The organism is Pseudomonas benzenivorans (genome assembly GCF_024397895.1).
Taxonomy (GTDB): domain Bacteria; phylum Pseudomonadota; class Gammaproteobacteria; order Pseudomonadales; family Pseudomonadaceae; genus Aquipseudomonas; species Aquipseudomonas benzenivorans_A.
The window spans coordinates 1,202,527-1,223,351 of sequence record NZ_CP073346.1 but is presented as its reverse complement, the minus strand read 5'-3'; the positions used below and the strand labels follow the sequence as shown (position 1 = coordinate 1,223,351).

The window sequence follows — 20,825 nt, the reverse complement described above, 5'->3', positions numbered from 1 at the left end:
TACCCGACGAACAACAAAACCCAGAGGTAGATGACGATGAGTTTCGAAAAGCGTGGCTTCACCCAGAAGGTCCTGCACTGCGCCGCCGTGGCGTCCCTGAGCCTGCTGCCACTGTATGGCCAGGCGGCGAGCGCCGAGAAGCCCGGCGAGGGCGTGGAAGTGACGCCGATCTTCCCGAGCATCGCCGAGGAGCGCTTCCGCGGTGAGGTGGCCATGGCCGGCCTGCGCGAGCTGGGTTACGAGGTACAGGAACCCAAGGAAACCGAATACGCGGCGATGATGCTGGCGCTGTCCTACGGCGATGCCGACTTCTCCGTGCACCTGTGGGACAAGCTGCACGACACCTTCTACCAGAAGGTCGGCGGCGACGACACCCTGGTCAAGGCCGGCGAAGTGATCCCCGGTGTGTTGCAGGGCTACCTGATCGACAAGAAGACCGCCGATGCCCATGGCATCAAGTCCGTGGCCGACCTGAAGAAGCCGGAGATCGCCAAGCTGTTCGACGCCAACGGCGACGGCAAGGCCGACCTCACCGGCTGCAACCCGGGCTGGGGCTGCGAGCTGGTGATCGACCACCACCTCAAGGCCTATGACCTGGAGCAGACCGTCAGCCACAACCGCGGCTCCTACTTCGCCCTGATGGCCGACACCATCGCCCGCTACAAGGACGGTCAGTCGATCCTCTACTACACCTGGGTGCCGCAGTGGATCGCCGGCGTGCTGGTCGAGGGCAAGGATGTGGTCTGGCTGGAAGTGCCGCACACCGACCTGCCGGACGGCAAGAACGACACCAACACCAGCTTCGACGGCAAGAACCTCGGTTTCGCCGTGGACAAGATCCAGAGCGTGCTGAACAAGGACTTCGCCGCCGAGAACCCGGTCGCCACCAAGTTCCTGTCCCAGGTGCAGATCAGCTCCGGCGATGAGAGCGCGCAGAACCTGAAGATGCAGAACGGCGAGAACAGCGCCAAGGATATCGAGCGCCACGCCGCCGAGTGGATCGCCGCTAACCGCGAGCAGTTCGACGCCTGGCTGGCCGCCTCCCGCGCCGCCGCCAACTGAGTCCTGCCTTTCCCGCTTCCACCCTGTTAGGTGCCCGCTACGGGCACCTTTTTTTCCCGCCTGTCCGAGTGTCGTCTGTGGAGTTACCGCATGTCGCTCTATTCGTTCGTCCGTGATTTCAGTTTCAACCAGGCGCCGGCCCATACCCGCGCGCTGCTGCAGACCTGCCTGCTGGATATCCTCGGGGTCGCCGCCGGCGCCCGCGACAACCAGACCAGTCAGGCCCTCAAACACTACGCCGTCAGCCATTACCCGGCCGGCGCCCTGGCCAGCCGCCTGCTGTTCGACGGGCGCGCGGTGCACCCCCTGGGCGCGGCCTGGGCCGGCGGTTTCAGCGTCGACAGCCTGGATGCCCACGAGGGCCACTTCACCTCCAAGGGCCATGCCGGCGCCACCGTGGTGCCGGCGCTGCTGGCGCTGGTCGATGCCTGCCGCGAGCAGGGCCGGGCGATCAGCGGCGAGGAGCTGCTCAGCGCCCTGTGCATCGGCTACGAGACGGCGCTGCGCGCCGGCGCCGCGCTGATGGCCACGGCGCCCGAGTACCACGCATCCGGCGCCTTCTCCGGGCTTGGCGTGGTCTGTGGCGGCGCGCGCCTGCTCGGCCTGGACGAGCAGACCTTCCGCCATGCCCTGGGCATTGCCGAATACTTCGGCCCGCGCTGCCCGATGATGCGCCTGGTCGATCACCCCTCGATGCTGCGTGACGCCCACGGCGCCGGCGCCCATGCCGGGCTCAACGCCCTGCTGCTGGCCCAGGCCGGGGTCACCGGGGCACCGGCCGAAACCGTGGAGACCACGGCCGTGGCCGCCCAGTGGCACGACCTCGGCCAGCGCTGGGAGATCGACGCCCAGTACTTCAAGCCCTGGCCGGTGTGCCGCTGGGCGCAGCCGGCGCTGACCGCGATGACCGCGCTGCTGGCCGAGCACCCGCAGATCACCGGCGAGGCCATCGAGCGCATTGAGGTCGAGACCTTCCACGAGTCCATGCGTCTGCAGGGTCATACCCCGGCCAACGCCGACGAGGCCCAGTACGCCCTGGCGTTCCCCCTGGCGGCCCTGGTGGCCCGCGGCCAGGTCGGCCCGCTGGAGGTGACCGGCGAGGCGATCCACGCCGCCGACATCCTCGCGGTCAGCCGGCGCATCGAGATCGTCGAGGCCGATGACCTGTCGGCACGCTTCCCCAATGAAATCCTCTCGCGGGTCTCGGTGTCGCTCAAGGATGGCCAAGGCTTCACCAGCCCGATCACCGCGGCCAAGGGCGATCCGGCCACCGCCATGAGCGCGGCGGAATTCAGCGCCAAGTTCCACCTGCTGGCCTCGGTCAGCCTCAGTGCTAGCCAGTGCCAGGCCATCGAGCAGGCCGTCGCCGCGCTGCCGGCCAGCAGCGACTGCTCGGTTCTATTTGATCTGCTGTTCCAGCCCGAAGCCGCGCAAGCGCTGGCGGCTCAACCTCACGCCATGGAGATCGCCCTATGAAGTTTGCCGAGAAAGCGACCCTGATCACCGGCGCCGCCGGCGGCGTCGGCCAGGCCCTGGCCCTGCTGTTCGCCCGCGAGGGCGCCCGATTGATGCTGTCGGACCGCGACGAGCTGGGCTGCGCGGCCATCGCCGAGCGCGCCCGCGCCCTCGGCGCCGAGGTCAGCTACCTGGCCGGCGACCTGAAGCAGAAGAGCTATTGCGAGGCGCTGGTCAGCGCCGCGGTGGAGGCCTTCGGCGGCCTCGACATCGTGCTCAACAACGCCGGCATCATCCCCCGCGGCACCATCGAGGAAACCACCGACGAGATGTGGTTCGACGCCATGGGCGTCAACCTCAACGCGGTGTTCTACATCTGCCGCGCGGCCATCCCGCACATGAAGGGGCGCAAGGGCGCGGCCATCGTCAACACCTCCTCGGTGTGGGGCGTCTATCCGGGCCCGGGGCACGTCGCCTACTGCACCAGCAAGGGCGCGGTGGCGGCCCTGAGCAAGAACCTCGGCCGCGACTGCGCGCCCCTGGGCATCCGCGTCAACGCCGTGTGCCCCCACGAGATCAACACGCCGATGATCCGCACCGGCTTCGCCCGTCGCGGCCTGGACCCGGACCAGGCGGTGGAAGAATTGAACAAGAGCGTGCCCCTGGGGCGCATCGCCGAGCCGGAGGACATCGCCGACGTGATCGCCTTCCTGGCCTCCGACGAGGCCCGTTACATCGCCGGCGAGACCCTCGAGGTGACCGGCGCCAAGCCGGTTTCGGGCTAAGGAGACGACCATGTTACTGACTGGAAAGAATGCCCTGGTCACCGGCGGCGGCCGCGGCATCGGCCGCGGCATCACCGAGAAACTCCTGGCCGCCGGCGCGCGGGTGCTGGTGGCCCAGCGCCAGGCCCTGGACGCCGAGCTGGCGGATCACCCGGACGTGTTCTTCGTCGAGGCCGACCTGGCCGAATCCGGCGCCCCGCGCCTGATCGCCCAGGCCGCGGCCGAGCTGATCGGCGGCATCGATGTGCTGGTGAACAACGCCGGCTTCATGTTCGAGCAGCCGATCGAGACGATGAGCGAGCAGGACTGGGACCGAATGCTGGTGGTCAACCTGCGCGCGCCCGTGTTCCTCGCCCGCGAGCTGCTGGGCCAGATGCGCCAGCGCGGCGGCGGCAGCATCATCAACATCGGTTCGATCGAAGGCCTCGGCGCCAACCCGCAGCACGCCGCCTACTGCGCCTCCAAGGCCGGTATCCACGGCCTGACCCGGGCCCTGGCGGTGGACCTGGGGCGCGACGGGGTGCGCTGCAACGCCATCGCCCCGGGCTGGATCGACTCGGACCTGAGCAACGCCTACATCGACGTCCAGGCCGACCCGGTCGGGGCGCGCCAGGGCCTGCTGGCCATGCACCCGGTGGGCCGCACCGGCACGCCGCAGGATGTCGGTGGCGCGGTGGTGTTCCTCGCCTCCGACGAGGCGGCCTTCGTCACCGGGCAGATCCTGGTGGTCGACGGCGGCCGCACCGCCAAGCTGCCCCTGCCGTTCTGAGTCGCCGCGGGCAGGATGCCCTGCGCCAGCGCGCCCCAGGTGTCGGAAGTAGGCACCTGGGGCGCGTGCGTTTGTAATACAGTGCATCGACCAGACTGGGCAGCGAACGGCTCCAACCGAGGTCCAGTCGACAGTTTTCAGTCCTGGAAGGCCTGGCATGTTCGATGACCTGACGGTGCTGGTGGTGGATGACGAACTCATCACCCGCGAGTGCCTGTGCAACTATTTTTCCGAAGAGCGCTACCGGGTGCTGGCCGCCGCCACGGCCGAGGAGGCCGAGCAGATCCTGGCGCGCGAGGCGGTGGACCTGATCCTGCTGGACATCCGCATGCCGGGCAAGGATGGCCTGACCCTGACCCGTGAGCTGCGGGTGCATTCGGAGGTCGGCATCATCCTGATCAGCGCCCGCCAGGACGCCGTCGACCAGCTGATCGGCCTGGAGTGCGGCGCCGACGATTACGTGACCAAGCCCTTCAACCCGCGCGAAATCCTTGCCCGGGCCAAGAACCTCTGCCGTCGCGTGCGGCTGACTCGCGCCCAGGCGCCGAGCCAGGTCGAGGCGGAGCTGCTGCGGTTCGACGAATGCACGGTGGACCTGGGCCTGCGCCAGGTCAGCGGCCGCGACAACCAGGTCAGCCCGCTCACCGCGGGCGAGTTCCAGTTGCTCAGCGTGCTGTTGAGCAACATCGGCAAGACCATGAGCCGTGATCAGCTGCTCGACCAGATGCGCAACCGCGAGTGGGCACCGAACGACCGCACCGTCGACGTGCTGGTTGGTCGTCTGCGCCGCAAGCTCAGGGATGACCCGGCCAACCCGCGGATCATCCTGACGATCCACGGGGTCGGCTACCTGCTCGCGGCCAAGGCGTTGCAGTCCCGGTGAAACGCGCGGCGCTCGGACTGCTGCTGTGCCTGCTCGCGCCGGCGGCGCTGGCGCGCGAGCTGCTGGCCTGCGGTCATCCGTCCTATCCACCGGTGTCCTGGCATTCCCAGGGTCAGCTGGTGGGCCTGGCGCCCCAGGTCGCGCGCGAGCTGTTCGCCGAGCTGGGCCACGAGGTGCGCCTGCTGGTGCTGGGCAACTGGAAGCGCTGCCTGCTGGAGGTCAAGCGGGGCCGCGTGGATATAGTGGTGGCGGCCTACCGCACGCGCGAGCGCGAGGCCTGGATGGGCTTCAGCCAGTCGCCGCTGGTGGCCGACCCCATCCTGTTGTTCACCCGTCGCGACCGACCGGTGCGCTTCGACGACTGGGACGACCTGCGCGGGCTGACCGTCGGCCTGTTGCTCGGTGACAGTTTCGGCGAGCGCTTCGACCAGTTTGCCGCTCGGCACCTGAATATCGAGTGGGTCTCCAGCGGCGAGCAGAATTTCATCAAGCTGGCCCAGGGGCGCATCGACTTCATGCCGGTCGGCCTGTACAGCTGGACGCTGCAGAACCGTCGATTCGGCTACGACCAGCTGATCGTCCAGCAGCCGGGCGAGCTGGTCACCGAACACTATTACCTCGGCGTGCGCCGTGAACCCTCGCTGCTGGCCCTGTTGCCGCACCTCGACCAGCGTCTGCGCGAGCTGGCCGAGGACGGCACCCTGCGCCGCCTGGACGAGCACTACAGCGCCCGCTACCTCGCCGAACCCCACCGCATGCCCAGCCTCTATGACCCAGCCCCCTGAAAGCCGATGGCGCAAACTGCTCACCTATCGCCAGGAGCACCCGCTCGGCTACCGCATGATGGGCTACGTGCTGGTCAGCAGCCTGCTGTTCGTGGTCCTGTCCACCGCCATCCAGGCGGTCATCGAGTACCGCCGCGAGATGCGGGTGATCGAGCAGCGCATCGAGCTGATTCGTAACGTCTATCTGGGCAGTCTGGCCAAGAGCATCTGGGACGTCGACCAGGAGCAGTTGCGCCTGCAGATGCGCGGCATCCTCGACTTCCCCGACATCAGCGCGCTGACCCTGGAGGACGCCGACAGCGGTGAGAGCCTGCTCCTGCACGCGGGGCCGAAGCCCGCTGGGCGTACCGCGCAGCACCGATTCGAGCTGCTTCACCAGACGTCCCTGGGCCCGCGCAACCTGGGTCAGCTGGTGGTGCATACCGATCTGGGCGCCGTCTATGCCCGCCTCGGTCGCAGCGCCCTGACCCTGTTTCTCGGCCAGACCCTGACCATCTTCCTGGTGGTGCTGGTGGTCATGCTGATCTTCCAGCGCCTGGTCACCCGCCACCTGGAGAGCATGGCCCGCTATGCCCGCAGCCTGGGCAGCGGTCCGCGCGATGCGCCGCTGCAACTGGAACGTCAGCCAGCGGCGCGCAGCGACGAACTCGATGCGGTGGCCGAAGCGCTCAACGACATGCGCCTGGCGATCAACCAGGACATCGACCGCCGCGAACGGGCCCACGAGCAACTGCTGTTCAGTCGCGAGCAGTTGCGCCGCAGGGTCGAAAAACGCACCCGCAGCCTGCGCCAGGCCAAGGAGGCGGCGGAAGCCGCCAGCCAGGCGCGCTCGCAGTTTCTCGCCGGCATCAGCCACGAGATTCGCACACCCATCAGCGGCATCCTCGGCATGACCCAGCTGCTGGCCCACACCCGCCAGACCGGACAGGCTCGCGGCTACCTGCAGGCCCTGCGCCAGTCCGGCGAGAACCTGCTGGCGATCCTCGACGGGGTGCTCGACTACGCCAAGCTGGAGGAGGGCGGTTATGTGCCGGAAGAGCAGCCGTTCGATCTGCGGCAGTTGCTCGAGGAGCAGATCCTGCTGGCCGGGGCCCAGGCTCAGAACAAGGGATTGCGGGTCAGCTGCCGGATCGAGTCGACGCTGCATCCCTGCTACCACGGCGCCGCCGGTTGTCTGCGCCAGGTGCTGTCCAACCTGCTCAGCAATGCGCTGAAGTTCACCGATAAAGGCAGCATCGAGGTGCGGGTTGGCGCGGGCGAGCGCGGTGGCCAGCACCTGCGTTTCGAGGTGTGCGACACGGGCATGGGCATCGGCACCGAGCAACAGCGGCGGATCTTCGAGCGTTTCACCCAGGCCGACGAGAGCATCACCCGGCGCTTCGGCGGCACCGGCCTGGGTCTGGCCATCTGCCAGAAGATGGTCCTGGCCATGGGCGGGGAAATCGGTGTGCACAGCGTTGAGGGCAATGGCAGTACCTTCTGGTTCGAGGTGGCGCTGAGCCCCGCCGAGGCGCCGTCGCAGCAGTCAGTAGCCGACGCTACTCCCGTGCAGCTGGCCAGTCTGAGTCTGTTGCTGGTGGAGGACACACCGATCAATCAGCAGGTCATCCGCGGCCTGCTGGAGCACGCCGGGCATCTGGTCCAGCTGGCTGCGGACGGCGAGCAGGCCCTGGCGGTGTGCCGGCAGCAGGCCTTCGACGCGATCCTGATGGACATGCACCTGCCGGGGATGAGCGGTATCGAGGTGACCCACGCCATTCGCACCGCCGGCGACAGCCTCAACGCCGCCACCCCGGTGATCGCCCTGACGGCCAGCGTCGGCGTGGCGGACATCAGGGCCTACCAGGCCGCGGGCATCGATGCGGTGCAGGCCAAGCCGCTGCAGCTCGAGGCCTTGCAGCAACTGCTGGCGCGCCTGTGCGAGCAGACGCCGGGCGCGGCCTGCCCTGCACCATCGGTGGTGCAGTCGGGGGTCGATCTGCAGCTGCTGGGCATGCACCGTCAGGTGTTCGGCCGGGCTCGCCTGGCCACCCTGTTCGAGCAGTTCGAGGAGCAGGCCGCGGCTGTGCTGGCGCAGCTGGAGCAGGCCCTGCAGCTGGACGATCTGTACGAGGTCGGCGAGCTGGCGCACAAGTTGGCCGGCAGCTGCCAGACCCTCGGCCTGGTCGCGGCGGCCGAGCTGGCGCAGGCACTGGAAGACGGCAGTCGGCAGGACGAGGGTGCGGGCTGTCCGGCGCTGCTGGCCGAGTTCAAGCGCGTGCTGCGCCGTTCCCTGGCCAGCGCCCGCGAGGCCTGCGAGGGCTGACCCCCCGGGTGCGGCGCCGCCAACGCAACAGGGCCGGGCGTCGATGACGGCCGGCCCTGCGGGTGGCGGTTGCGGCGGGGCTTGGCCCGCCGGTTAGCTCAGTCGGCCGCCGCCACGGTGCGGAAACCCGGTTCGGCCGGCTCGACGACCTGCACCGCTTCACCCAGCTCCTGCCAACTGGCGCGCTCCTGGGCGCTGGCCCTGGGCGAGAACCAGCCCAGGTAGGCGTAGGCGATGCCGATCAGTGGCGACAGCCAGCAGGCGAAGGCCAGCGGAATGTACAGCAGGTTCTCGAAGTTGCCTTCGCCGACGGTCAGCCCCAGGGAGGCGATGACGATGGCGCCGCCGGCGTTCCAGGGCACCAGCGGGGAGATCAGGGTGCCGCCTTCCTCGACCGCGCGGGACAGGTTGAGGGTCGAATAGCCCTTGCCGCGATAGGCCGGGGCGTACATGCGTCCGGGCAGGGCGATGGACAGGTAGGGGTCGCCGGCGACCAGATTGGTGGCGACCGAGGTGCCGATGGCCGAGGCCTGCATGCTGCCGAAGCTGCGGGTGCGCTTGAGCACCGCCTCGACAATCACCTCCAGGCAGCGGGTGCGCTCCAGTGCGCCGCCCAGGGCCAGGGCGATCATCACCAGGGTGATGACCCAGGCCATGGACTGGATGCCGCCCCGGTTGAGCAGGCTGTCGATCGCCTTGATGCCGGTGTCGATGCTGTAGCCGCTCTGCATGAAGCTGAACACCTCGTGCAGGCTGGCGCCCTGGTAGACCATGGCGAGGATGCCGCCGGTGACTGCGCCGGCGAACAGCGAGGGCAATGCCGGCATCTTCTTCAATGCCAGGCCGATGACCAGCACGGCGGGCAACAGCAGCACCCAACTCAGCTCGAAGTTCTGCGCGATGCCGTTGGTGATCTGGTCGATCTTGCTGGCGTCGACGTCCTGGCCGCCAATCAGGTGGAAGCCCGCCAGCAGGTAGATGACCAGGGCGATGAGCATGGCCGGAACGGTGGTGGGCAGCATGTTGCGGATGTGGTCGAACAGGTTGACGCCGGTAACGGCCGGAGCCAGGTTGGTGGTGTCCGACAGCGGCGAGATCTTGTCGCCGAAGAAGGCGCCGGAGACCACGGCGCCGGCGGTCCAGTACATCGGCACGTCGAAACCTGCGCCAATACCCATCAAGGCCAGACCGACGGTGCCCACCGTGCCCCATGAGGTGCCGAGCGAAACGGACACCACCGCGCACATCAGCATGGCGACGGCAAGGAACAGCTCGGGCGAGAGCAGTTTGAGGCCGCCATAGATCATCAGCGGTACGGTGCCGCTGGCGATCCAGGTGCCGATGATCATGCCGACCACGATGAGGATGCCGATCGACTGCAGGCCGATGGACACCACGTGCAGCGAGCCTTCTTCGATGTCCTTCCAGCGGTAGCCCTGGAACCAGCCGATCAGCGCGGTGATGGCCAGGCCGATGGCCAGGGGAACGTGGGGGGTGAAGTCGCCGTAGTAGAAGAGCTGGATGCCGAGTACCCCGAGCGTCAGGACGATGGGGATCAGGGCGAGGATGAGAGACGGTCGATTGTTGTCGTTACGGTTCACGTGCTTCCTCCAGGGGCGATCGCCTTGCGAAGCCGGCGATCTTTTTTGTAGTTCTTGGAGGATTCAACCTAGCAAGCCGATGTGAACCGCTTTATCGCCTGCTGTATCAGCTTGTAATCGCGCTGTTACAGGTCATTTACATCGATGATTTTTTGCGGAATGACCGAGGGGGCAGGCTATGCTAGCGGGCATCGCGCCGCAGGCCATGAGGCTGCAGGCGTGGCCCGGTCGCGGCGCTTGCCGAGCCTCCAGCCGGAATCAGTAGAATAACCCCATGGCCTTCATGTCCGACCGAGTTGCCAGATGAGATCGTCCTTCGAGAGCGTGCTGAAAAACAAGAACCTGGCTCACCTCGACAAGATGGTGAGCGCGGGGCCCTCGCTGCCGCCGCGGCGGGTCGCCTTCGTGTTGCAGGAACACTTCTCGATGATGGCCTTCACCGGTGCGGTGGATGCCCTGGTCACCGCCAACCTGATGAGCTCGTCACCGCTGTTCGAGGTGCTGGTGGTCGGGGGCACTGAGGCGCTGGTGGTCAGCGATCTGGGCATCGCCATCTCGGCCGGCTGCCGCCTGGCCGAGCTGGAGGAAAAGAAGCTGGATGTCCTGGTGGTGTGCGGCGGATTCCGCGTGCGCCTGCAGGGCGAGCCGCTGTTGCGCAGCAAGCTGCGCTCGGCGGAGGCGGCCGGCGCCATCCTCGGCGGCCTGTGGAACGGCGCCTATTTTCTCGCCGAGGCCGGCCTGCTGAACGGCTACGAGTGCGCCTTCCACCCCGATGGCCGGGCTATGATGGCCGAGCTGTTCCCGCGGGTGAAGTTGTCCAGCCATGCCCACGTGGTCGATCGCGAGCGCATCAGCTGCGCCGGCGCCAACAGCTCCCTGGGGATGATGCTCGAGGTGGTGCGCTGCAGCGGCGGCGAGCAGTTGGTCAGTGCCGTGGAGGAGGTGCTCAGCTGCGACAAGATGCGTGAGGTGATGGATGTATCGGTGGTATCGGTGGACTACGACCCGACTCTGCCCCAGACCCTGAAGCTGGCGCTGGAGCTGATGCACAACAATATCGACGAGCCGTTGGTGGTGGATGAGATCGCCGAGTGCGTGGGCATCTCCCGGCGTCATCTGGAGCGTCTGTTCTGTCGCCACGTCAACGCCACCCCCTCGCGCTATTACCTGGAGCTGCGCCTGACCCGCGCGCGCCAGCTGCTGCAGCAGACCAACAAGTCCATGGCGGAGATCGCCGTGGCCAGTGGCTTCGTCAGCATTTCCCACTTCCGTCGCTGTTTCCGCGAGTTCTTCGACGTCGCCCCGGGACGCTTTCGCGCGACCACGCAGCAGGGCCGTTGAACCGCGGTGCCGCCCTGGCCGCCGCGGTCAGTGTTGCGGGGCGGGCAGGGCGAGCGTCGCCGCTGGCGCGCTGACCCGGGCGCAGGCGTCGCAGGCGTCGGCCAGCATGGCCAGGCTCAGGCGGTCGACACATTGCCAGCTGGCTTTCAGATGCTCGCCCAGCTCGAGCTGCAGGCGGGTGACGAACGCTCGCTGGTCCGGGTCGGCGCTGGCCGGCGTGGCGGCAGGCTCCGCGGGCTCTGCGCCGGCCGGCGCCTGTTCGGACAGCATCCGGCTCATGAGCAGCTGAAAGTCCAGATAGCCGCGTACTTCCGCCGCACTGCTCGCCGCGGGCAGACTGCTGCCGGGGACGGAGGCGGGGCGAAAGATGGCGGGGGCGTTGATCATCGACAACTCGGTGCGGCTGGACGGGGCCGGGTCTGGCAGAATGCCGACCCAAACCGGTTATCGGCCGCCGCGCGGCCAAATTGAACGATGTCGAGCGTGATTCCCATGACTGATCCACAGCCCAGCGCCAGCATTCGCATGGACGCCCTGGCCGCCCACCTGACCGAGGCCGCCGCCGCCTGGGCCGCGCGCCTCGGCTTGCCGCAGGACGGCGAGGCGCAGTTCGCCCTGCAACTGGGGGAAGCGGGGCTGCAGCTGGTCGAACTGGGGCCCCAGGCGCCGGGGCCGGTGCGGGTGGACTTCGTCGAAGGGGCGATGGCCCATCGCCGGCAGTTCGGCGGCGGCAGCGGACAGATGATCGCCAAGGCCGTCGGGGTGCAACCGGGCGTGCGCCCGCGGGTGCTCGATGCCACCGCGGGCCTGGGGCGCGATGCGTTCGTCCTGGCCAGCCTGGGCTGCGAAATGACCCTGATCGAGCGCCAGCCGTTGATCGCCGCGCTGCTCGAGGATGGCCTGGCGCGCGCCGCCGGCGATGCCGAGGTGGGGGCGATCGTCGCCCGCATGCGCCTGCTGGCCGGCAATGCCATCGAGCTGATGGGGGCCTGGGCGGAAGAGGCGCCCCAGGTGATCTACCTCGACCCGATGTTTCCCCACCGCGACAAGAGCGCGCTGGTGAAGAAGGAAATGCGCCTGTTCCGCCCCTTCGTCGGCGACGACCTGGATGCGCCGGCGTTGCTCGCCGCGGCCCTCGGGCTGGCCAGCCACCGGGTGGTGGTCAAGCGCCCGCGCAAGGCGCCGGTCATCGACGGGCCCAAGCCCGGTTACGCCCTGGAGGGCAAGTCGAGCCGCTACGACATCTACCCGAAGAAGTCCCTGGGCAAGGCCTGATCAGTCGGGCCGGTAGGCCCGCATGAACAGTTTCACCACGTTGGCCACATGCTGCTCGGCGACCGCGCCGTGTTGCGGCTCGCCACAGCCGATCAGCAGGCGGAAGTTGGCGCCGCCCTTGACCAGGCAGAAGAACTGGTCGGCCGCCTCATGCGGGTCGTCGATGCGCAGCTTGCCGGCCCGGTCGGCCTGGCGCAGCAGATGCTCCATCTCCTGCAGCACGCGCTGTGGCCCGGCCTCGTAGAAGACCCGCGACAGCTTGGGGTCCTGAGTGCCCATGCAGACCATCACCCGGTGCAGCTCGATCGACTCGCGGCTGTTGATCAGGCTGTGGAAGCCGCGGGCGATATCCAGCAGCACCCGCTCGACTGGGGCATCGTCCTTCAGCTCGAACAGCAGCTCGGGCAGCTGTTCCTGGCACTTGGCCTTTACCGCCTCGGAAAACAGCGTCTCCTTGTCGGTGAAGTGGCTGTAGACCGTCAGCTTGGACACCCCGGCTTCGGCCGCTATGGCGTCCATGCTGCTGCCGTCGTAGCCGTTACGGAGGAACAGGTTCTTCGCCGCATCCAGGATGGCCTGGCGCTTGGTGAGGTCTTTCGGTCGGCCGGGGCCGCTGGGTGGTAACAATTGCTTGGACATTGGCTGCTTTTAATACTGGACTGGCGAGTTTGCTATTTTTACTATACCCGGCAGTACAAATATTCCAAACCTTGGCGAAAGGTCTTCGATCATGTTGCGTCATGTCCTGTCCGTTACAGTGCCCGCCAGTTTAATCGCTCTGCTCGCCGCCTGCGGCAATGGCGAGCCGGTCGCGCAGTCCATCCGTCCGGCGCTGGTGGTCCAGCCCCAGCCGGCCGGCGAGCTGATGGACAGCTATCCGGGGGAGGTGCGCGCGCGCCTGGAACCGGAGCTGGCGTTCCGTATCGGCGGCAAGGTGACCAAGCGCCTGGTCGAAGTCGGCGATCGGGTGAAGAAGGACCAGCCGCTGGCCGAGCTCGATCCCCAGGACGTGCGCCTGCAGCTGGAGGCGATGCGCGCCCAGGTCGCCGCGGCCGAGGCCAATCTGCGCCTGGTCCGCGCCGAGCGTGACCGCTATCAGAAGCTGCTGGCGCGCCAGCTGGTCAGCCGCTCGCAGTTCGACAACGCGGAGAACCTCTACCGTTCCGGTCAGGCGCGGCTCAAGCAGGTCAAGGCCGAGTTCGATGTCGCCAGTAACCAGGCCGGATACGCCGTGCTGCGCGCTTCCCAGGACGGCATCATCGCCCGGCGCATGGTCGAGGTCGGCCAGGTGGTCGCGGCGGGGCAGAGCGTCTTCACCCTGGCCGCCAACGGCGAGCGCGAGGTGCTGATCAGCCTGCCCGAGCAGGCCTTCGAGCGCTTCAAGGTGGGGCAGCAGGTCGCGGTGGAGCTGTGGTCGCAACCGGATCAGCGTTTCTCCGGGCGCATCCGCGAGATGTCGCCGTCGGCCGATCCGCAGTCGCGCACCTTCGCCGCCCGGGTCGCCTTCAGCGAAGGCGAGGTGCCGGCCGAGCTGGGGCAGAGCGCCCGAGTCTTCATCGCCCACAACGGCGAGGTGCCGCTGGCGGTGCCGCTCTCGGCACTGAGCGCCGAGAAGGGCCGGCCCTTCGTCTGGGTGGTCACTGCGCCGGACTCCACCCTCGAGCGCCGGCCGGTACGGATCGGTGCCTACGGCGAGAAGAGCGTGCCGATCCTGGAAGGCCTGAGCCCGAGTGACTGGGTGGTGGCGGCCGGCGTGCAGGTGCTGCGCGAGGGGCAGCAGGTGCGTCCGGTGGACCGCGAGAACCGTCTGGTCGAGCTGGCGGCTAAGGAGTAGGCCCGATGGATTTCAACCTGTCCGCCTGGGCGCTGCGCAATCGCCAGATCGTCCTTTACGTCATGCTGCTGCTGGCCGTGGTCGGGGCGCTGTCCTACACCAAGCTGGGACAGAGCGAAGACCCGCCCTTCACCTTCAAGGCCATGGTGGTCAGCACCAACTGGCCGGGGGCCACGGCCGAGGAGGTGTCGCGTCAGGTCACCGAGCGCATCGAGAAGAAGCTGATGGAGACCGGCGAGTACGACAAGATCGTCTCCTTCTCGCGCCCCGGCGTGTCCCAGGTCACCTTCGTCGCCCGCGATTCCATGCATTCGGCGGACATCCCCGAGCTCTGGTACCAGGTGCGCAAGAAGGTCGGCGACATTCGCCACACCCTGCCCCAGGGCATCCAGGGGCCCTTCTTCAACGACGAGTTCGGCACCACCTTCGGCAATATCTACGCGCTGACCGGCGCCGGCTTCGACTACGCCGTGCTCAAGGACTACGCCGACCGCATCCAGCTGCAGCTGCAGCGGGTCAAGGACGTCGGCAAGGTGGATCTGCTCGGCCTGCAGGACGAGAAGATCTGGATCGAGCTGTCCAACACCAAGCTGGCCACCCTCGGCCTGCCCCTGGGCGTGGTGCAGCAGGCGCTGGATGAACAGAACGCGGTGGCCTCGGCGGGTTTCTTCGAGACCGCCTCCGATCGCGTGCAGCTGCGGGTGACCGGGCGCTTCGAGTCGGTCGAGCAGATCCGCGACTTCCCCATTCGAGTGGCCGAGCGCACCTTCCGAATCGGCGATGTGGCCGAGGTCAAGCGCGGCTTCAACGATCCGCCGGCGCCGCGCATGCGCTTCATGGGCGAAGACGCCATCGGCCTGGCGGTGTCGATGAAGAGCGGCGGCGACATCCTGGTCCTGGGCGAGGCCCTGGAGGGCGAGTTCGCCCGCCTGCAGGAGACCCTGCCGGCCGGCATGCAGCTGCGCAAGGTGTCCGACCAGCCGGCGGCGGTGAAGACCGGCGTGGGCGAGTTCGTCCAGGTGCTTACCGAGGCGCTGATCATCGTCCTGCTGGTGAGCTTCTTCTCCCTGGGCCTGCGCACCGGCCTGGTGGTGGCGCTGTCGATCCCCCTGGTGCTGGCGATGACTTTCGCCGCCATGTATTACCTGGACATCGGCCTGCACAAGATTTCCCTCGGCGCCCTGGTGCTGGCGCTGGGCCTGCTGGTGGACGACGCGATCATCGCGGTGGAGATGATGGCGATCAAGATGGAGCAGGGCTACGACCGCCTCAAGGCGGCCAGTTACGCCTGGAGCAGCACCGCCTTTCCCATGCTCACCGGCACCCTGATCACCGCCGCCGGCTTCCTGCCGATCGCCACCGCGCAATCCGGCACCGGCGAGTACACCCGCTCGATCTTCCAGGTGGTGACCATCGCCCTGGTGGTGTCCTGGATCGCCGCGGTGGTCTTCGTGCCCTATCTGGGCGCCAAGCTTCTGCCGGACCTGGCCAAGCTGCACGCGGCCAAGCACGGCGGCAGCGCGCAGGGTTACGATCCCTACGACACGCCGTTCTACCAGCGCGTGCGGCGGGTGGTGGACTGGTGCGTGCGCCGGCGCAAGACGGTGATCGTGCTGACCCTGGTGCTGTTCGTCGCCTCCATCGCGCTGTTCCGTTTCGTGCCCCAGCAGTTCTTCCCGGCCTCCGGGCGTCTGGAGCTGATGGTCGACCTCAAGCTCGGCGAGGGCGCCTCGCTGAGCAGCACCGAGGCCCAGGTCAAGCGCCTGGAGGAGCTGCTGCGCGGGCATGAGGGCATCGACAACTACGTCGCCTACGTCGGCACCGGCTCGCCACGCTTCTACCTGCCGCTGGACCAGCAACTGCCGGCGGCCAGCTTCGCCCAGTTCGTGGTCCTGGCCAAGAGCATCGAGGAGCGGGAGAAGCTGCGCAGCTGGCTGATCGACACCCTGAACCAGGAGTTCCCGACCCTGCGCACGCGCATCTCGCGCCTGGAGAACGGCCCGCCGGTCGGCTATCCGGTGCAGTTCCGCGTGTCCGGCGAGCATATCGACGAGGTTCGCGCCCTGGCCCGTGAGGTATCCGAGAAGGTCCGCCAGAACCCCCATGTGGTCAACGTGCACCTGGACTGGGAAGAACCGAGCAAGGTGGTGCGTCTGAACATCGACCAGGAGCGTGCCCGCGCCCTGGGCGTGAGCAGCGCCGACCTGTCGCGCTTCCTGCAGAGTTCGCTGACCGGCACGCCGGTCAGCCACTACCGCGAAGGCAATGAGCTGATCGAGATCCTCCTGCGCGGCACCCCCGGCGAGCGCCAGCAACTGGGCCTGTTGCCGAGCCTGGCGGTGCCCACCGACAGCGGCAAGCGGGTGCCCCTGGCGCAGATCGCGGTGCTCGAGTACGGCTTCGAGGAGGGGGTGATCTGGCACCGCAACCGCCTGCCGACCGTCACCGTGCGCGCCGACATCTATGGCCAGCAGCAGCCGGTCAGCCTGGTCAAACAGATACTGCCGACCCTGGAACCGATCCGCGCCGCCCTGCCGGACGGCTACCTGCTGGACGTCGGCGGCACCGTGGAGGACTCGGCGCGCGGGCAGCAGTCGGTGAACGCCGGCGTGCCGCTGTTCATCGTGGTGGTGCTGACCCTGCTGATGCTGCAGCTCAAGAGCTTCTCGCGCTCGGCCATGGTGTTCCTCACCGCGCCGCTGGGGCTGATCGGCGTGACCCTGTTCCTGCTGATCTTCCGCCAGCCCTTCGGCTTCGTCGCCATGCTCGGCACCATCGCCCTGTCCGGGATGATCATGCGCAACTCGGTGATCCTGGTCGATCAGATCGAGCAGGACATCGCCGCCGGCCTGGACCGCTGGCAGGCCATCATCGAAGCCACGGTGCGGCGCTTCCGCCCCATAGTGCTGACCGCCCTGGCCGCGGTGCTGGCGATGATCCCGCTGTCGCGCAGCGTGTTCTTCGGGCCGATGGCGGTGGCCATCATGGGCGGCCTGATCATCGCCACGGCGCTCACCCTGTTGTTCCTGCCGGCGCTCTACGCCGCCTGGTTCAGGGTCAAGCCCACGGCCCGCTGACGTCAGGCGTTGCCATGAAAAAGCCCGGTCGTACGACCGGGCTTTTTTCTGCGCGGAGTCGCCAGGCTAGCTAGTCCTGCTCGGCCCGCAGCAAGGCCTGGCCGCGTGCCAGATAGGCGTCCATCTCGGCGTCCGGCACCATGCTGCCGCCGGTGGCCCAGACCAGATGGGTGGCGCCGGCCAGGCGCTCGGGCGTCAGGCCGAGGCGGGCCCGGTAGCCCTGGCGCTCGTCCAGCACCCGGGCGATGCCCGGCACCCCGGCCAGGGCCGAGGGCTCCAGGCGCAGTCCTTCGCTGGCCGCCAGCAGCGCCAGCAGGCGCAGCAGCTCCTCGTCGCTGACGGTGTAGTAGCCGTCGATCAGGCGCTGCATGGCGCGGCCGACGAAGCCGGAGGGGCGGCCCACCGCCAGGCCGTCGGCGGCAGTGAGGTTGTCGATGCCGAAGTCCTGCACCGCCATCTGCTCATGCCGGCCGGTATGCACGCCGAGCAGCATGCAGGGCGAGTGGGTGGGCTCGGCGAACAGGCAGTGCACCGCATCGCCAAACGCCAGCTTGAGGCCGAAGGCCACCCCGCCGGGCCCACCGCCGACGCCGCAGGGCAGGTAGACGAACAGCGGATGCTGCTCATCGACGCGAATATTGGCGGCGGCCAGTTGCCCCTTGAGGCGTTCGGCGGCCACCGCATAGCCGAGGAACAGGTCGGGCGAGTTTTCGTCGTCGACGAAGTGGCAGAGCGGGTCGGCATCGGCCTGGCGGCGCCCCTCGGCCACTGCCACGCTGTAGTCGCTGGCGTATTCGACGACCTCCACGCCGTGGGCGCGCAGCTTGTCCTTCTTCCACTGGCGGGCGTCGGCGGACATGTGCACGGTGGTCTTAAAGCCCAGGCGCGCGCCGATGATACCGATCGACAGGCCTAGATTGCCGGTGGAACCGACGGCGATCTTGTGGCGGCCGAAGAAGGCCCGCGCCGCCTCGCTGTCGAGTTTCGCGTAGTCGTCCTCGAGCCCCAGCTGGCCCTCGGCCAGCGCCAGCTGCTCGGCATGCTTGAGCACCTCGTAGATGCCGCCGCGGGCCTTGATCGAGCCGGAGATCGGCAGGTGGCTGTCCTGCTTGAGCCACAGCGCGCCGCCCAGCTCCAGGCCATAGCGCCTGGCCAGTTCTGCCTGCAGCCGTGGCGCCGGCATGATCGGCGACTCGATGATGCCGCCACTGCCCGCCGTTTCCGGGAAGGCCCGGGCCAGGTAGGGCGCGAAGCGGGCCAGGCGCGCGCTGGCGGCGTCGACGTCGGCCTGGTTCAGCCCGACGTCGTCCAGGGCCTCGGCGGCGGGGGCGACCCCCGGGTTGAACCAGCTAACCGGCTGCAGCGCGATCAGCTCGGCGATCAATGGATACTCCTGGCACCAGGAGGCGAGGGATTTGCCCAGCGGCATGGCGGGATTCCTTGCAGCGAAGCGCCCCAAGGTAGCGATTGGCGCTGCTCGAGGCGAGTGGTCGATGAATGGGCCGTACATTAGACAGGGATGTCAGCGGGCTGACAAAGGTCGATGACCGGGCTCGCGGCACCCATCTTCAGGAGAGGCGTCGTCGGCTCGGGGCGGGCGCCTGTCAGGGGGAGACGGCGGCGATCACCGAGATTTCCACCAGCAGCTCGGGGCTGGCCATCGACGCCTGCACGCAGGCGCGGGCCGGTGCATGGCCAGCTGGCACCCAGTTGTCCCAGACGCTGTTCATCTCGGCGAACAGGCTCATGTCCTTGAGGTAGAGGGTGGCGGAGAGGATCTGTTCGCGGCTGCTGCCGACCGACTCCAGCAGGGTGTCGACCTTGGCCAGCATGGTGCGGGTCTGCTCGGTGATCCCGGCCGTGCGATCTTCGGCCACCTGGCCGCAGAGGTAGGCGGTCTGGTTATGCACCACGATTCGGCTCATGCGCGCGCTGGTTTCGTATCGGGAAATGGTCATATCGACTCCGGGTTGAGTGTGGGGTGGAAATGGGGTGGCCGGCCTGTTCCTCTACCTGGTGCAGGCCGCCAGCAAGAAGCGCTCGCCAATTGAAAGGTTCATTGGGGCCGGCTTGCTGGCTACGCCGACCCTATGCCACTACAGACTTGCGCTGGAGCGCTCGTCTCGCCGTGGATCCTTGGATACCGGTGGCAAGTTATTCCGCGAACATCTCTACAATCAGATTCCTCAGCCAGATATTGCCCTTGTCCTGATGAAAGCGCCGATGCCAGAAGAGGTTGATCTGAGCTGTCGGCATCTCCATCGGGTGCGGGCGGGCAACCAGATCGAACCGCTTCGCGGTCTGCGAGGCAAGCTTCTCGGTGACTGTCACGATCAGGTCGGTTTCGCTGATGATGTAGGGAACCGCGGCGAAGTGAGGCAGCTTCAGCCTCACGGGGCGCGGCACGCCCGACTTGGCGAGTAGCTCTTCCACCCTGCCGTGGCCAGTGCCCTGGGCAACCACTACGGCGTGGTGCGCCTGGCTGAACTGCTCGAGGTCGAACGGTCCTTTCGCCAGCGGGTGCTCGCGACGCATGAGACAGACGTACTTCTGGCTGAACAGCCGGCGCTGATAGAACCCCGCGCCAAGCTGCGGCAGCAGGCCGAGTGCCAGATTGACGCTGCCAGATTCCAGTTCCTCCTTGAGTGGAATCGTGTTGTCGCGCACGGTGGTCAAGGTGATCCCTGGCGCCTCTTCGGCGAATCGGGTCATCAGGCTCGGCAGCAGATGGACTTCGCCCAGGTCGGTCATGGCCACCCGAAAAGCCCGCGTGCTGGTGCTCGGTACGAACTGATCATCGCGGTTGAAGGTTTCTTCCAGGCTGGTCAGTGCCGTGGCGATGGACTCGGCTATTCCCTCGGCAAAAGGGGTCGGGCGCATGCCCCTGGCCGTGCGCTCGAACAGCTCGTCGCCAAAGGTCTTGCGAAGCCTCGCGAGGGCGTTGCTGATGGTCGGTTGCGAGAGTCCCAGCTGTTCGGCCACCACCCCGGTCTTTCGCTCCCGATACATCAACTGGAAGACGACCAGCAGGTTCAGGTCGATCTCGCTCAAGCGAATCATGAGGGATAAATATTCATAATTTAAATGATGAGTATTTCTGATATTGCATGTCTAAATAATCTAAGGCTGCCTAGAATTCCGGTCAAGGTCAGCAGCGCAATTTGAAACCAGGCGATAGCCAAGCCTGGCCGGTCATCCGCTGACCGCCTCGACGCTTGTCACGAAGGATTGCGCGCGTCAGGGCGTGTCGGTCGCCCCTGGCGGCTGGTGTATGGATGATGAATCCAGTGACGATCTAGTGCCTGTGCCAGGGCAAACGCCGACCTTGCTGCAAGGCAATCCGCGCCTGGCAGAGAGGCACGGCTCTGGGGGCTTGGCAAGCGCTGGCCAACACTGATCGGGACTGGAACGGGTGGCTCCTGGTCTGCAGCCCGAGTGAGTTCTGCTCCTTACCTCAGCTTCTCTCGGAATGGAGAGAGAAGCTCCCGAAATCGGGAGGCAACTCTTAGCGGAGAATCGATATGTTGCAAAAGAAGGTGGTAATTCTCGCCTTGTGGTTGGCTACCGCCATGCTGGTAGCCCTTGGCTTCGAGAGGATGCACCAGGGCGTGGCAGCTGCTGCTCTGGCCTGCTGTCTGTTTGCCCTGTGGTTC

At 67.3% G+C, this 20,825-nt stretch carries 17 protein-coding genes; 11 read left to right on the top strand and 6 right to left on the bottom strand.

The genetic code is table 11. The features are described from left to right. Positions 1-36: 36 nt before the first annotated feature. The 7 genes from proX (at position 37) to KDW96_RS05740 (ending at position 8,044) form a co-directional block, all read left to right on the top strand. Positions 37-1,062: a glycine betaine/L-proline ABC transporter substrate-binding protein ProX gene (gene proX / locus KDW96_RS05770; protein ID WP_255839486.1), complete on the top strand. Its 1,026-nt coding sequence runs from the start codon at positions 37-39 to the stop codon at positions 1,060-1,062. Between the two features lie 90 nt (positions 1,063-1,152). Further along, positions 1,153-2,538: an MmgE/PrpD family protein gene (locus tag KDW96_RS05765; protein ID WP_255839485.1), complete on the top strand. Its 1,386-nt coding sequence runs from the start codon at positions 1,153-1,155 to the stop codon at positions 2,536-2,538. After that, positions 2,535-3,302, top strand: coding sequence for an SDR family NAD(P)-dependent oxidoreductase (locus KDW96_RS05760; RefSeq protein ID WP_255839484.1), 768 nt, complete (start codon positions 2,535-2,537; stop codon positions 3,300-3,302). The genes KDW96_RS05765 and KDW96_RS05760 overlap by 4 nt, the downstream gene beginning before the upstream one ends. A gap of 10 nt (positions 3,303-3,312) precedes the next feature. Beyond that, positions 3,313-4,071, top strand: coding sequence for an SDR family NAD(P)-dependent oxidoreductase (locus KDW96_RS05755; RefSeq protein ID WP_255839483.1), 759 nt, complete (start codon positions 3,313-3,315; stop codon positions 4,069-4,071). A 157-nt stretch (positions 4,072-4,228) separates the two neighbouring features. Next, positions 4,229-4,954, top strand: coding sequence for a response regulator (locus KDW96_RS05750; protein WP_255839482.1), 726 nt, complete (start codon positions 4,229-4,231; stop codon positions 4,952-4,954). Next, positions 4,951-5,739, top strand: coding sequence for a substrate-binding periplasmic protein (locus KDW96_RS05745; protein WP_255839481.1), 789 nt, complete (start codon positions 4,951-4,953; stop codon positions 5,737-5,739). Before KDW96_RS05750 ends, KDW96_RS05745 begins: the two co-directional genes overlap by 4 nt. Then, on the top strand, positions 5,723-8,044 hold the full coding sequence (locus KDW96_RS05740; protein WP_255839480.1) for an ATP-binding protein: 2,322 nt from the start codon (positions 5,723-5,725) through the stop codon (positions 8,042-8,044). Before KDW96_RS05745 ends, KDW96_RS05740 begins: the two co-directional genes overlap by 17 nt. 98 nt (positions 8,045-8,142) lie before the next feature. Here the strand turns inward: KDW96_RS05740 and nhaC are convergent, their stop codons facing one another. Further along, entirely contained in the window at positions 8,143-9,645 is a 1,503-nt protein-coding gene (gene nhaC, locus KDW96_RS05735; protein WP_255839479.1) for a Na+/H+ antiporter NhaC, read from the bottom strand. Positions 9,646-9,948: 303 nt separating this feature from the next. Between nhaC and KDW96_RS05730 the strand changes: the two genes are divergently transcribed. Then, positions 9,949-10,986, top strand: coding sequence for a GlxA family transcriptional regulator (locus tag KDW96_RS05730; protein WP_255839478.1), 1,038 nt, complete (start codon positions 9,949-9,951; stop codon positions 10,984-10,986). A 27-nt stretch (positions 10,987-11,013) separates the two neighbouring features. Here KDW96_RS05730 and KDW96_RS05725 read toward each other — a convergent pair whose 3' ends face one another. After that, a complete protein-coding gene (locus tag KDW96_RS05725; protein ID WP_255839477.1) occupies positions 11,014-11,373 on the bottom strand; it encodes a hypothetical protein in 360 nt (119 codons plus the stop codon). Between the two features lie 105 nt (positions 11,374-11,478). Here KDW96_RS05725 and KDW96_RS05720 point away from each other — a divergent pair, with 105 nt between their 5' ends. After that, entirely contained in the window at positions 11,479-12,261 is a 783-nt protein-coding gene (locus tag KDW96_RS05720; protein ID WP_255839476.1) for a class I SAM-dependent methyltransferase, read from the top strand. Here KDW96_RS05720 and KDW96_RS05715 read toward each other — a convergent pair whose 3' ends face one another. Beyond that, a complete protein-coding gene (locus KDW96_RS05715; RefSeq protein ID WP_255839475.1) occupies positions 12,262-12,900 on the bottom strand; it encodes a TetR/AcrR family transcriptional regulator in 639 nt (212 codons plus the stop codon). Between the two features lie 91 nt (positions 12,901-12,991). Here KDW96_RS05715 and KDW96_RS05710 point away from each other — a divergent pair, with 91 nt between their 5' ends. Together KDW96_RS05710 and KDW96_RS05705 are read left to right on the top strand one after the other, a co-directional pair. After that, positions 12,992-14,095, top strand: a complete 1,104-nt coding sequence (locus tag KDW96_RS05710; RefSeq protein WP_255839474.1) for an efflux RND transporter periplasmic adaptor subunit — start codon at positions 12,992-12,994, stop codon at positions 14,093-14,095. Positions 14,096-14,100: 5 nt separating this feature from the next. Then, positions 14,101-17,172 carry an efflux RND transporter permease subunit gene (locus KDW96_RS05705; protein WP_255839473.1) on the top strand — a complete coding sequence of 1,024 codons (3,072 nt, stop codon included), beginning with the start codon at positions 14,101-14,103 and terminating at the stop codon, positions 17,170-17,172. A 70-nt stretch (positions 17,173-17,242) separates the two neighbouring features. Here KDW96_RS05705 and dsdA read toward each other — a convergent pair whose 3' ends face one another. The 3 genes from dsdA to KDW96_RS05690 form a co-directional block, all read right to left on the bottom strand. Next, positions 17,243-18,601: a D-serine ammonia-lyase gene (gene dsdA / locus KDW96_RS05700; protein WP_255839472.1), complete on the bottom strand. Its 1,359-nt coding sequence runs from the start codon at positions 18,599-18,601 to the stop codon at positions 17,243-17,245. Positions 18,602-18,776: 175 nt separating this feature from the next. Further along, a complete protein-coding gene (locus tag KDW96_RS05695; protein WP_255839471.1) occupies positions 18,777-19,130 on the bottom strand; it encodes a RidA family protein in 354 nt (117 codons plus the stop codon). A gap of 196 nt (positions 19,131-19,326) precedes the next feature. Then, positions 19,327-20,223, bottom strand: coding sequence for a LysR family transcriptional regulator (locus KDW96_RS05690; RefSeq protein ID WP_440447119.1), 897 nt, complete (start codon positions 20,221-20,223; stop codon positions 19,327-19,329). Positions 20,224-20,825: the final 602 nt, after the last annotated feature.

Coding starts and splice junctions, on each gene's coding strand:
- KDW96_RS05695 (WP_255839471.1), bottom strand. CDS start 19,130: ATGACCATTTCCCGATACGAAACCAGCGCGCGCATGAGCCGAATCGTG.
- KDW96_RS05760 (WP_255839484.1), top strand. CDS start 2,535: ATGAAGTTTGCCGAGAAAGCGACCCTGATCACCGGCGCCGCCGGCGGC.
- KDW96_RS05740 (WP_255839480.1), top strand. CDS start 5,723: ATGACCCAGCCCCCTGAAAGCCGATGGCGCAAACTGCTCACCTATCGC.
- KDW96_RS05725 (WP_255839477.1), bottom strand. CDS start 11,373: ATGATCAACGCCCCCGCCATCTTTCGCCCCGCCTCCGTCCCCGGCAGC.
- proX (WP_255839486.1), top strand. CDS start 37: ATGAGTTTCGAAAAGCGTGGCTTCACCCAGAAGGTCCTGCACTGCGCC.
- KDW96_RS05705 (WP_255839473.1), top strand. CDS start 14,101: ATGGATTTCAACCTGTCCGCCTGGGCGCTGCGCAATCGCCAGATCGTC.
- KDW96_RS05765 (WP_255839485.1), top strand. CDS start 1,153: ATGTCGCTCTATTCGTTCGTCCGTGATTTCAGTTTCAACCAGGCGCCG.
- dsdA (WP_255839472.1), bottom strand. CDS start 18,601: ATGCCGCTGGGCAAATCCCTCGCCTCCTGGTGCCAGGAGTATCCATTG.
- KDW96_RS05755 (WP_255839483.1), top strand. CDS start 3,313: ATGTTACTGACTGGAAAGAATGCCCTGGTCACCGGCGGCGGCCGCGGC.
- KDW96_RS05750 (WP_255839482.1), top strand. CDS start 4,229: ATGTTCGATGACCTGACGGTGCTGGTGGTGGATGACGAACTCATCACC.
- KDW96_RS05710 (WP_255839474.1), top strand. CDS start 12,992: ATGTTGCGTCATGTCCTGTCCGTTACAGTGCCCGCCAGTTTAATCGCT.
- KDW96_RS05720 (WP_255839476.1), top strand. CDS start 11,479: ATGACTGATCCACAGCCCAGCGCCAGCATTCGCATGGACGCCCTGGCC.
- KDW96_RS05715 (WP_255839475.1), bottom strand. CDS start 12,900: ATGTCCAAGCAATTGTTACCACCCAGCGGCCCCGGCCGACCGAAAGAC.
- KDW96_RS05730 (WP_255839478.1), top strand. CDS start 9,949: ATGAGATCGTCCTTCGAGAGCGTGCTGAAAAACAAGAACCTGGCTCAC.